Here is an 11,679-nt window from a genome sequence, read left to right as displayed (position 1 = left end):
CCCAAGGGCACGCGCAAGGGGCCCCAGGTCAAGCCGACCCACGCTGGTACCGGCGCGAGCTGGAAGCCCAGCCCCGCCGGAAGCCCAGCCGACCCCCACAGAAAGATCTACTCGGCCCCAGAACCAATGGCACGGTTGAGCGCAGTCACGTTCACCCTGGGCTCACCGGGGAAACCGGCGGTGTGCGCAGCGACCAGCTCCCGCACACGTTCCTCACCGACCCCGCTCGCCCGAGCCACGCGCGGCACCTGAAGTTCCGCGTACGCCGGACTGATGTGCGGGTCGAGGCCGGAGCCGGACGCGGTGACGGCGTCCTGGGGAACTCGGTCCTGCGACACGCCTTCGCGCTGTGCGATCGTCGCCCGACGTGAAGAGATCACGGCGTCGTAGTCGGGGTTCAGCTCTCCCTTGTTCGATCCGCCCGACGCGGGCAGTGTCGCCGCGGACGGCCGCGTGTGGAACCACTGGTCGCCCTCCCGGTCGACGCCGACGAGCGTGGTGTCGACGGCCTCGGCGTTGGCCTGCAAGCCGGGCAGCCGGGACACCGCCCACACCCCGGCGGGGTAGAGCACGCCGAGCAGCACGGTCAGCACCAGCAGGACGCGCAGCCCCGCGACGGCCTGTTTGAAGAACGTGGTCGTCATGTCCTCACCCGATCCCGGGAATCAGTCGCACGAGCAGGTCGATCAGCCAGATCCCGGCGAACGGGGTCACGATGCCCCCGACTCCGTAGATCAGCAGGTTGCGCCGCAGCAGCGCCGCCGCGCTGGCGGGCTGGTAGCGGACACCGCGCAGGGCCAGCGGGATCAGCGCCACGATGACCAGCGCGTTGAAGATCACCGCGGACAGGATCGCCGACCGCGGCGTGGCCAGCCCCATGATGTTGAGCAGGCCCAGCTGCGGGTAGATCGCGGCGAACATGGCGGGCAGGATCGCGAAGTACTTGGCCAGGTCGTTGGCGATGCTGAAGGTGGTCAGCGCACCCCGGGTGATCAGCAGCTGCTTGCCGATCTCCACGACCTCGATCAGCTTCGTCGGGTCGGAGTCCAGGTCCACCATGTTCCCGGCCTCCTTGGCCGCGGAGGTCCCGGTATTCATCGCCACCCCGACGTCGGCCTGCGCGAGCGCGGGCGCGTCGTTGGTGCCGTCGCCGGTCATCGCGACGAGCTTGCCGCCCTCCTGCTCCTGGCGGATCAGGGCCATCTTGTCCTCGGGCTTGGCCTCGGCGAGGAAGTCGTCAACGCCCGCCTCTGCCGCGATCGCCTTGGCGGTCAAGGGATTGTCGCCGGTGACCATGACGGTGCGGATGCCCATCGCGCGCAGCTCGGCGAACCGCTCCCGCATCCCCGGTTTGACCACATCGGACAGTCGGATCACGCCGAGCACCACGTCGTCCTCGGCCACGACGAGCGGAGTGCCGCCCTCGGCGCTGATCTCGTCGACGATCAGCCTCACCTCGTCGGTGATCGCGAAGGCGCTCGCGGCGCCCTTGCGGATCTGGCGCCCACCGAGGTCGATGCCGGACATCCGCGTCTGCGCGGTGAAAGGCACGAACTCGCCGGTCTTCTCGTGCTCGGTCAGCTCGGCGGAACGGCCGTAGCGCTCCACGCACAGCTCCACGACACTGCGCCCCTCGGGGGTCCCGTCGGCGAGGCTCGACAGCCGTACGGCGTCGACCAGGACGTCCACGCTCGTGCCGTTGACCGGGATGAACTCCGTCGCCCTGCGGTTGCCCCAGGTGATCGTGCCGGTCTTGTCCAGCAGCAGCGTGTCGATGTCGCCCGCGGCCTCGACCGCGCGGCCGGACTTGGCCAGCACGTTGCGCTGCACCAGTCGGTCCATGCCCGCGATGCCGATGGCCGAGAGCAACGCGCCGATCGTGGTCGGGATGAGGCACACCAGCAACGCGGTCAGCACGATCACTGACTGCTCGCCGCCGGAGTAGATCGCGAACGGCTGCAACGCCACCACCGCGAGCATGAAGATGATCGTCAGCGTGGACAGCAGGATCGTCAACGCGATCTCGTTCGGCGTCTTCTGCCGCTCCGCGCCCTCGACCAACGCGATCATTCTGTCCACAAAGGACTCGCCAGGCTTCGTAGTGATCCGCACGACGACCCGGTCGGAGAGCACGGTGGTGCCGCCGGTGACCGCGGACCGGTCGCCGCCGGACTCGCGGATGACCGGGGCGGACTCGCCGGTGATCGCCGACTCGTCCACGGTGGCGATGCCCTCGACCACGTCGCCGTCGCCGGGGATCACCTCACCCGCCTCGACCACCACGAGGTCGCCGATGCGCAGTTCGGTCCCGGAGACGCGTTCTTCACCACCCTCGACGAGTCGGCGCGCCACCGAGTCCTTCTTCGTCCTGCGCAGCGACTCGGCCTGCGCCTTGCCGCGGCCCTCCGCGACGGCCTCGGCGAGGTTGGCGAACAGCACGGTGAACCACAGCCACACGGCCACCGCGATCGTGAAGCCGCTCGGCTCGGCGACGGCGAACACCGTCACGAGCAGCGATCCGACCCACACGACGAACATCACGGGGTTGCGCAGCTGGTAGCGGGGGTGGAACTTGCGCAGCGCGTCGGGAAGCGACTTCACGAGCTGCCTGGGGTGGAAAACACCGGTCACTGCAGGGCCTCCGCGATGGGACCGAGGGCGAGAGCGGGAACGAAGGTCAGCGCGGCGACCAGCACGATGCTGCCCGTCAGCAGGGAGCCGAACAGCGGCCCGGTCGTGGGCAGCGTGCCCGCCGTGACCGGAACCTTCTTCTGCTCGGCGAGGAAACCGGCGAGCGCCAGCACGGCGACGATCGGCACGAACCGGCCGAGCGCCATGCACACGGCCAGCGAAGCCTGGAACCAGTCGTTGGTCACGGTGATCCCGGCGAACGCGCTGCCGTTGTTGTTCGAGGCCGACGCGTAGGCGTAGAGGATCTCCGACAGGCCGTGCGAGCCGGGGTTGTTCAGCGCCGCGCCGGTGCTGGGCAGAACGGCGGCGATTCCCGCGCCGATCAGCAGAACCGTTGGCATGGCGAGGATCGACACCGCGGCGGCGGTGACCTCCTTGCGGCCCAGCTTCTTCCCGAGGTACTCGGGCGTGCGGCCGACCAGCAGCCCGGCGAGGAACATCGCGATGACGGCCATCACCAGGATGCTGTAGAGGCCGGTGCCCACGCCGCCCGGCGTCATCTCGCCGAAGAGCATGTTGAGCAGCGCGCCGCCACCGCCGAGCCCGGTGAAGCTGTCGTGCATCGCGTTCACCGCGCCGGTCGACGTGCCCGTGGTGGCGTTGGCGAACAGGGCCGAACCGGGGATGCCGAAGCGGATCTCCTTGCCCTCCAAGGGACGCAGGCCGCTGGCCTCGGCCGCCCAGATGACCGCGAGCATCGCCGACCACAGCGCGCCCATGACGCCCAGCAGGACGTAGCCCTGCCTGCGGTTGCCGACCATCGTGCCGAAGGTCCGGGTCAGCGACACCGGGATGACCAGGATCAGGAAGACCTCGATCAGGTTCGACCACGCGTTCGGGTTCTCGAACGGGTGCGCCGAGTTCGCGTTGAGCGCGCCGCCACCGTTGGTGCCGAGCATCTTGATGGCTTCCTGGCTGGCGACAGGCGCTGTGGCAACGGTTTGCCCGTCAACGGAGACACCGGCCTTCAGGCTCATCACGACGCCGGTGGCCACCAGCACGATCGCGAAGACGAAAGCGATCGGCAGCAGCACGCGCGTCGTACCGCGCACCAGGTCGACCCAGAAGTTGCCGAGCCGATCGGCCTTGCTGCGCACGAATCCGCGCACCAGGGCGACCGCGACGGCCATGCCCACGGCGGCCGAGACGAAGTTCTGCACCGTCAAACCGGCCATCTGCACCGTGTGACCCATGACGGTCTCCGGCACGTAGGACTGCCAGTTCGTGTTGGTGACAAAGCTGATCGCGGTGTTGAACGCCATCCCGGGCGGCACCGCGCCGCGGTCGTAGGCGAACGGCAGCAACGACTGGACGCGCTGCAACACGTAGAGCAGTGCTACGCCGACGAAGGAGAAACCCAGTACTCCCAACGCATAGGTGCTCCAACGCTGCTCCGACTCCGGATCGATGCGGGCCACGCGGTAGATCGCGCGCTCGACCCGGGTGTGCTTGGTGCCGGTGTACACGCGCCCCATGTAGTCGCCGAAGGGCCGGTAGACCACGGCCAGGGCGAGGATCAGCAGGCCGATCTGCACCAGACCGGCCACAGTGGATGACATCAGAACTTCTCCGGCCGGATCAGCGCGATGAACAGGTACACGATCAACAGCAACGCGAGCGCGCCGCCGACGGTGTTGGCGAGGACGCCCGTGCCGCTCACAACCGCTCCAGTCCGCGCACCGTCAGCGCCAGCAGGAGGAACACACCGATCAGCAGCAACGCGTAGGCCAGGTCGGCCATGGGCGTGCTCCCTTCCCGATCTCCGGGCACCCGGCGGGTGCCGCCACCGGAAAGGGTGAGCCACGGGGGCGGGGATTCCGGGCGGCCTGACGCGTCCTTGACGCCCCCGAACGCCTCCTTTACGCCGTGTTGATGGCCATGTCGCGCGCGTCACCTGCGCAAACGCCACCTGGTGCCAATATGGCGCCATGATGGCTTGCGATGGCGCCATGCTCGTGCCATAGTGGTGTCATGGACTTGAGGTCGTATGTCGAGAACCTCGGGCGAGAGCTCGCGGTGCTCGTCGAGGGCAGTGGGCAGGACGCCGAGGCGAAGGTCGAACGCGTGACCGTGTCGCTCCAGTCGGCGATCCGGCTCACGCTGCTGGACGCCCTGTCGGCGGCCGCGGACGAGATCACCCGCGACCTGGCGCCGGGCTCCGTCGAGCTGCGGATGCGGGGCCGCGACCCGAACTTCGTCGTGACGCCCCCGCCGCCGGACGAGCCGCTGGACAGCGCGCCCGCGCAGGTCTTCGAACCGGAGGAACCCGGCCCGGGGGCCGAGGACGCCGCGACGGCGCGGATCAACTTCCGCCTGCCGGAGCAGCTCAAGTCCGCCATCGAGGAGGCCGCCGCCGCGGAGGGCCGCTCGGTCAACGCGTGGCTGGTCCGGATCACCTCGGCCGCCCTGCGGCAGCCGGGCCGCGACCACCGCGCCGAGGCGCGCGGCGGGCGGGGCGCGCAGCGCTACACCGGCTGGGTGCGCTAGCCAGCACGGTCGTTTTCACACACGTCCCCCTACCTGCGGGGACGCTCACCGAACCACCAGAGGGGAACAGTCATGCCCATTTTCGAGACGCCGCAGCCCATTTCCGTCACCGTCGAGCTGAGCGCGGGTGACGTGCGGATCACCGCGAGCGACCGGACCGACACCGTGGTCGAGGTGGTGCCGAGCAACCCCGGCGACGCCTCCGACGTGAAGGCCGCCGAGCAGACCCGGGTCGACCACGTCGACGGCAAGCTGCTGGTCATCGGGCCGAAGTCGCCCCTGCTCGACTTCTCCAAGAAGACCCGCTCCGTCGACGTGACCATCGAGCTGCCCCGCGGTTCGCGGGTGGACAGCGACACCGGGCTCGGCGACGTGCGCTCGGCGGGCGAGCTCGGCGACTGCAAGATCAAGACCTCCTGCGGGCACGTCCGGCTGGACCGGACCGGCGCGCTGCGGATGGAGACCGGGGCCGGGCACCTGTCCGTGGACCGGATCGCGGGCAAGGCCGAGGTCACCACCGGCACCGGCAAGATCCAGATCGGCGAGTTGGACGGCGGCGGGACCGTCAAGAGCTCCAACGGGAACATCGAGATCGGCACGGTCACCGGCGAGGTGCGGGTGCGCGCGGCCAACGGCGAGATCGCCGTCGAGCACGCGGTCGGCGACCGGATCGAGGCCACCACCTCCAACGGGGCCGTCCGGGTCGGCGACGTGCTCAGGGGCTCGGTCGTGCTCAAGACCTCGACGGGGGACCTGGAGGTCGGCGTCCGGCAGGGCACCGCCGCGCTGCTGGACCTGAGCACCGGTCACGGGCGGGTGAGCAACTCGCTGGAGGAGGTCGCCTCGGCCGGGCGGGCGGCCGAGACCGTCGAGGTGCGCGCGCACACCAGCTTCGGGGACATCACCATCGGCCGGTCATGACCCGCCAGCGGGCGGGGTGCGCGAGGACGTCGGTGTTGTCGACGATCTGGTCGACGGTCCCCGTCAACGGCAGCCCGCCCAAGGCAGTGCCCGCCATCAGCGCCTCGGCGAAGCGTTCGGCCCCCAACACGCGGTAAGGCCGATCGTGGAAGGGCCGGGTGCGGGTGTCGAGCGGCTCGGTGAGCCCGGAGGCGTTGTGCAGCGCGGCAACGGCTTCGCAAGCGGCGGCCAGGTGGTGCTCGCCGGTCAAGGCTGCGGTGAGCACCGGCGTCAGCTGTTCCGCGCAGGGCAGACGGGCGAAAGCGCTCCCGAGCCACTTGCTGTACGGCGGATAGATCCTGTTGAGCAGCAAGCACAATCGCATCAGGTCGCGCACCAGGCGCGCCGCGACCACGGCCGAGCCGAGCTCGTCGCCGACTTCGGCGCACCGCCCGACGAACGGCTCCTCCTGGCTGATCCGCTGCCACTGGCAGGCCAGCGCGTAACGCCAGACGTCGTCGGGATACCAGGCCAGCCTGCGCCGAACCGGTTCCAGCTCCGCCAGTCCGTCGTGGAAGACCGCGCCGCCGGTGATCTCGGCCAGCACCTGGGTCGGCGTCGCCAGCCAGTCGCGGGTGCCGACCCCGTTCCGGGGATCGAAGCCGAGTCTCTCCATCAGCCAGGAACCGAGGTCGGTGACCACGACCCCGTGCCGGATGCGCTCGCCCGGTTCACCGACCGGGCGCATGTGGCGCGTGCCGTGGTCACCGACCGGGACCAGGTTGGTGGGGAAGCCCGCGATCGTGGCGGGCAGGTGTTCGGCCAGCGCTTCGGAGACCCGCTCGGCATCGGTGCGCACGAACAGTTGCAGGCGCGGTCCCCAGTCGTGGTCGGTCGACCGGGCGGTGTCGAAGCCCAGCACCTCAGAGCCGGGACCGATCAACGCGGCGGTGTGGGGCAGCTCGGGGAAGTGGCGGGACAGCAACGGGTGCACCGCCTCGCGGTAGAGCCGTTCCGACAGTTGCACGCCGGGGATGAAGGCAGGGGACACGGCGGCAGGATGCCGGAGCACTTCGCGACGCGCACCCGGATTCCCCGATCTGTCCTCTGTGGACAGAGAGCGTTGACACTCCTTCCCGTCGGGGAGTACGGTCCCTCCCACCGCATGGTAAATCGATGCACCACATGCCCTGTGCGAGTCGAGGAGTGCATATGCGACGTGTTGCTCCGCTGGTGTTGTGCCTGGCCGTGGTGGCCGCGGCGGCGCCCGCCGTCAGCGCCGGACAGGCCGTGGCCTGCGGTGCTCCCGGCAAGGTCCTCAACCTCAAGAACTGGAAGCTGCAACTGCCGATCGGCGAACCCGAGAAGCCCACCGAGATCAGCCAGCCCGCGCTCGACACCTACACCAAGGACCCGTGGTTCAAGACGACGCCGGCCTGCGACGGCGTCCAGTTCCGCGCCGCGGTCAACGGGGTGTCGACGGGTGGTTCGCAGTACCCGCGCTCGGAGCTGCGGGAGATGGACGGCTCCGAGAAGGCCGCGTGGTCGACCAGCGACGGCACGCACACGATGGTCGTCGACCAGGCGATCACCGCGGTCCCCGCGCAGAAGCCGCAGGTGATCGCGGGCCAGGTGCACAACACCAGCTCACACCTGATCATGTTCCGGCTGGACGGGACGAACCTCTACATCCACTACGCCGACAACTCCCGCTACAAGCTCGTGACGAGCGATTACCGGCTGGGACAACGGTTCCAGGTCAAGTTCGTGGCCAGCGGCGGGAAGATCAGCGCCTACTACAACGACATCCTGCAGACCACGGTGTCGAAGCAGACCACGACCGCCTACTTCAAGGCAGGCGCCTACACGCTGGCCCACTGCGACAACTCGTCCCCGTGCAACACGAGCAACTACGGGCAGGTCGTGATCTACAAGCTCTCGGTCTCGCACAGCTGACCGGCTCAGCGAGGGCCGGTCACCACGACCCGGACGCCCTGCGGACCCTGCTTGGCGACCATCGCGGTCAGCTTGGCCAGGTCGAAACCCTGGTGCTGCGCGACCACCTGGACCGGGGCGCGGGAGTGCAGCCGCGCCCCGACGTGAATCTGTTGTCCCGCTCGGGGATCGCTCACCACGATCTCGGCGACGTCGGTCCACGGCACGAGGACGCCGCCGACGTTCACGCCCGAGGAGTCGACCTGGAGCGCGGTCCGGCGCCTGCGGTACCAGGCCACCAAAATGGGCCACACCGCGACGATCAGCACGCTGCCCGCGGTGTCGAACAGCCAGCCGAACAGCGCGCCGAGCGCGATCAGCCCGGCCAGCCCGCCCCACAGCGCCAGCACGGCCGTGGGGTCGGCCGGGCGCACGGCGCGGTAGAGCTGCTGGCCGAGTGCGGCGTTGCGGAGCCGGATCGACGCTGTGACCAGGCCCGCGCCCGCGGGGAGGGCGATCAGCGCGCCGATCGACGGACCGCTGCTGAGCAGGGCGCCGAGCCCGAACAGCGCGACCAGGAAACCGGCCATGAACATCATCTTCATCAGACCGGTCTGCGTGTCCGGACCCTGCTGGAACACCATGTCCTCCTGGTGGGTGAACGACGCCGGGACGCTAACCAGCGGCGGTGAAATCCCGCTGAAACTGCTAGCTTGCGCGCGTGCTGTTGATCTCGCGTTGGCCGGTGATCGCCGCTCTCGTCCTGGTCGCCGGTGGTACCGCGTTGGTGGTGGGCGGCTCGTACACGGCGACGGCGAGTGCGTACGTGTGGGGTTTGGCCTTGGCGGCGCTCGGCGCGGGCCTCGGCGTCTTCCTCGTGCTGCAGCTGCGAACACTCGCCCGGGTGGCGATCTGCGGGGTGGTCGCCGTCGTGGTGATCGGGCTCGGGGTGTGGCTGCCTTACCGCGCGCTGAACTCCGAGTTCGCCGGGGAGAACGTCCAGTGGGCCGTCGCGTCCGACGACGAGTTCATCGAGGGTGTGCTCGACGAGGCCGCCGTGCTGGCGAACCGGTCGAGCGCGCGCTTCATCTCGCTGGCGGACGGCCGGGAACTCAATCGCATCCAGGCCGACCGCGACGACACGTTCTCGCGCGCCGGTGATCGCCTGCTGGTCATCCGCGACCGATCGGCCATGCTCTACGACCGCGTGGGGAAACCGGTGTGGCCCAAGCACATTCGCGCCGATCGCGGTGTGGCGTCCGCGCCCGGGTTCACCCTGCTGGAGACGAAGGACGTCGTCTCAGCCGTCGCCGATGACGGGGGAGTGCGCTGGACTCGCCCCGTCGACGAGGTGCGCGCGGCGACGGGGCGGTTCCCGAACGTCACGATGCTGCCCGACGACACCGGCGAACCTCCTGTGCTGCCGTCTATCGGGGCGCTTCCCTTGCGGGGAACCCAGGACGAGTGGGAGTTCGTGGACCCTGCCTCGGCGGAGACCGTGCACCGCGAGCGCGGCGCCTTCGCCGGTGTCGTCGGCAAGACGATGGTCACCTCCACGCAGACCGGCGACCGGTGCGCCGTACGGACGAGCGTCGGCCAGCGCTCCTTGGCTTGCAGCTACGGCTCCCCCTGGGCGATGGGGCAAGCCCTGTTCTTCAGGGATGGCGTGGACGCCTCGGTGATCGAGCTGCCGGGCGATCCGGAAGCGAGGCGGCTTGAAGACGTCGCGATCTACACCACGGGAGCGAAGGCGCGCAGGCTCAAGGTCAGCAGTGAGGGTATGGCCTGGCGCGACGGGCAGCTCGTCCGCGGCTACCCGAAGCTGAACTACTCACGGCCCTGGACCTTCGTCGCCGAGTCCGCCAGCACCAGCGTCGACGTCGCCCGGCACGCAGTGGTGGTGAACACCGCGTTGCCCCGCACCAACCCGTTCGACCCGCGCCCCGGCCACGCGCCCGGCGTCGAGCTTCCCGACCAGGACTACCGGATCACCGTGCTCGACCAGCAGACGGGTCGCGTCACGGGCTCGATCCGGGTCGACAGCGTCGACTCGATCGAGCCCGTAGCGCGGGGTGTCGCCCTCGTGGCGGCCGACGGCAAGGTCATGCTGCTCGGCCGCCCGTAGTCAGCGCTTGCGCTGCTTGGGTTTCTGGCCGGGGCGGGGCGCGATCACCTTCGGCCTGGCCGCCTCGGCGCGGGCCTCCTCCCGGTCGACGAACCACGTGAGGACCTGCTGCTGGCCGAACGTCCAGGCGTTGGTGGCCAGGAAGTACAGCAGCACTCCGATCGGCACCGGGAAGAACAGCCCGGACACGAGCATGCTGACCGGCGCCAGGTAGGTCATGAACGCGGTGATCGAGGCGAGCTGCGGGTTCGGGTTGACCTGCCGCCGCATGCTCATCCGCATGGACAGGAAGGTCGCCAGCCCGGCGAGCACCATCAGCGGCACGCCGACCGCGATCATGTGCGGCCGGTCGGTGCCGAAAGCGGCCAGCTCGGCGACCGGCTGGTTGATCCAGTTGCCGAGCTTCGCGCCGAAGACGTCCGCGTTGAGGAAGGACAGGACACCCGCGCGGTCGAAAGCCTGATTGGACTGGGCTCCGGGGGTGAAGTCGCGCAACACCCAGTAGAGGCTGAAGAAAACGGGGATCTGCAACAGCGCGGGAAGGCAACCGGCGAAGGCGCTGGTGCCCTCGGCGGCGTGGAGTTTCTGGACCTCACTTGCCATGCGCCGCTGGTCGTTGCGGTAGCGCTCGCGGATCTTCTGCACCTGCGGGGCGAGCTTCTGGCTGCGCCGGGCCGAGCGCAGCTGGCTGAGCGCCGGTTTGAGCAGCACGGCCCGGATGGTGAAGACGAGGAAGACGATCGCGAGCACCCAGGCGAGCCCGCTGTCCGGGCTGAACACGGCGCCGAAGACGGCGTGCCAGAACCAGAGCACAGCGGAAACCGGGAAAAGGATGAAGTCGAACAAGGGGACGCTCCGTGTGATGACGAATCGCAATCGGACAGGCCGGAGCGACCGCCGTCAGAAAGGAATCGTCAGGCGGCCGCGGCGCCCGATGACGGAGCTCGTGGCCGGGGGCGACCCGGAGCGTCGGGGTCCCTGAGCCGGATGAAGTCGGCGAGGCGGGCGCGTTCCCGCAGGCTGATCGCGCGCACGCGCATCGGCACGGCCGTTTCGAGCCGCCCGCACACCACCGCGGCCACCACGAAAGCGGCGGCGATACCCGCGGTCAACGCGGTCGCCAAGCCGAGCGACCCGTGCCCACCGGCGGCGGGCAGCAACACGAAGAGGGCAGGCAGGAACAGGGCCAGCAGCAGCTGGACCCGCGTCACCACCGACACCCTTGGCACGCTGTCACTGTACCGGCGGTGGCGGATTGGGGTATTCGGGTTGCGTGGGCTGGGCTTCCGGCTCTGGTTGGCTGGGCTTCCAGCTCTGGTTGGCTGAATTTCCAGCGGAGTCGGCTGGGCTTCCTGCTTGTGCGGGCTGGGCTTCCAGCGGGGGGCGCTGGGTTTCCAGCGGAGTTGGCTGGGCTTCCAGCGGGGGGCGCTGGGCTTCCAGCCTGGGGGTCGGCTTGACCTGGGCGCCCCTTGCGCGTGCCCTTGGGCCTCACGGGGGCACGGGATGAAACCCCGGCCCTCGCGACAAGCGTATGGCACGCG

The 11,679-nt window shown here is 69.6% G+C and carries 12 protein-coding genes; 4 read left to right on the top strand and 8 right to left on the bottom strand.

The features are described 5' to 3' along the window. Positions 1-107 precede the first annotated feature (107 nt). From NLX83_RS40650 to kdpF, 4 genes are read right to left on the bottom strand one after another with little or no spacing between them, the layout of a single operon-like run. Positions 108-644, bottom strand: a complete 537-nt coding sequence (locus NLX83_RS40650; RefSeq protein WP_254240646.1) for a potassium-transporting ATPase subunit C — start codon at positions 642-644, stop codon at positions 108-110. Between the two features lie 4 nt (positions 645-648). Next, positions 649-2,631, bottom strand: a complete 1,983-nt coding sequence (kdpB, locus tag NLX83_RS40645) for a potassium-transporting ATPase subunit KdpB (protein WP_254240645.1) — start codon at positions 2,629-2,631, stop codon at positions 649-651. Continuing rightward, positions 2,628-4,250, bottom strand: coding sequence for a potassium-transporting ATPase subunit KdpA (gene kdpA / locus NLX83_RS40640; RefSeq protein WP_254240644.1), 1,623 nt, complete (start codon positions 4,248-4,250; stop codon positions 2,628-2,630). The genes kdpB and kdpA overlap by 4 nt, the downstream gene beginning before the upstream one ends. Beyond that, the gene (gene kdpF / locus NLX83_RS40635; RefSeq protein ID WP_254240643.1) at positions 4,250-4,351 is read right to left on the bottom strand and encodes a K(+)-transporting ATPase subunit F; all 102 of its coding nucleotides are present in this window, start codon (positions 4,349-4,351) and stop codon (positions 4,250-4,252) included. The genes kdpA and kdpF overlap by 1 nt, the downstream gene beginning before the upstream one ends. Positions 4,352-4,662: 311 nt before the next feature. Between kdpF and NLX83_RS40630 the strand changes: the two genes are divergently transcribed. Then, on the top strand, positions 4,663-5,178 hold the full coding sequence (locus NLX83_RS40630; RefSeq protein WP_254240642.1) for an Arc family DNA-binding protein: 516 nt from the start codon (positions 4,663-4,665) through the stop codon (positions 5,176-5,178). 72 nt (positions 5,179-5,250) lie between these two features. Beyond that, the gene (locus NLX83_RS40625; protein ID WP_254240641.1) at positions 5,251-6,099 is read left to right on the top strand and encodes a DUF4097 family beta strand repeat-containing protein; all 849 of its coding nucleotides are present in this window, start codon (positions 5,251-5,253) and stop codon (positions 6,097-6,099) included. On the opposite strand, the gene NLX83_RS40620 is transcribed toward NLX83_RS40625, so the two are convergent. Beyond that, positions 6,080-7,129, bottom strand: coding sequence for a DUF4037 domain-containing protein (locus NLX83_RS40620; protein ID WP_254240640.1), 1,050 nt, complete (start codon positions 7,127-7,129; stop codon positions 6,080-6,082). The two genes, NLX83_RS40625 and NLX83_RS40620, sit on opposite strands and share 20 nt — an antisense overlap. Positions 7,130-7,290: 161 nt before the next feature. On the opposite strand from NLX83_RS40620, the gene NLX83_RS40615 reads away from it, so the two are divergent. After that, a complete protein-coding gene (locus tag NLX83_RS40615) occupies positions 7,291-8,034 on the top strand; it encodes a polysaccharide lyase family 7 protein (protein ID WP_254240639.1) in 744 nt (247 codons plus the stop codon). A 5-nt stretch (positions 8,035-8,039) separates the two neighbouring features. Here the strand turns inward: NLX83_RS40615 and NLX83_RS40610 are convergent, their stop codons facing one another. Beyond that, positions 8,040-8,657 carry a hypothetical protein gene (locus NLX83_RS40610; protein WP_254240638.1) on the bottom strand — a complete coding sequence of 206 codons (618 nt, stop codon included), beginning with the start codon at positions 8,655-8,657 and terminating at the stop codon, positions 8,040-8,042. Between the two features lie 77 nt (positions 8,658-8,734). Between NLX83_RS40610 and NLX83_RS40605 the strand changes: the two genes are divergently transcribed. Then, entirely contained in the window at positions 8,735-10,138 is a 1,404-nt protein-coding gene (locus NLX83_RS40605) for a hypothetical protein (protein WP_254240637.1), read from the top strand. Here NLX83_RS40605 and yidC read toward each other — a convergent pair whose 3' ends face one another. Both yidC and NLX83_RS40595 read right to left on the bottom strand, forming a co-directional pair. Then, positions 10,139-10,984 (bottom strand): membrane protein insertase YidC, encoded by an 846-nt coding sequence (gene yidC / locus NLX83_RS40600; RefSeq protein ID WP_254240636.1) that lies wholly within the window; start codon positions 10,982-10,984, stop codon positions 10,139-10,141. A 68-nt stretch (positions 10,985-11,052) separates the two neighbouring features. After that, positions 11,053-11,367, bottom strand: coding sequence for a DUF6412 domain-containing protein (locus NLX83_RS40595; RefSeq protein WP_254240635.1), 315 nt, complete (start codon positions 11,365-11,367; stop codon positions 11,053-11,055). Positions 11,368-11,679 lie beyond the last annotated feature (312 nt).

Source organism: Allokutzneria sp. A3M-2-11 16 (assembly GCF_024213555.1).
Taxonomy (GTDB): Bacteria; Actinomycetota; Actinomycetes; order Mycobacteriales; family Pseudonocardiaceae; genus Allokutzneria.
The sequence above is the reverse complement of the archived record's forward strand: the minus strand, read 5'-3'. Positions and strand labels throughout refer to the sequence as shown.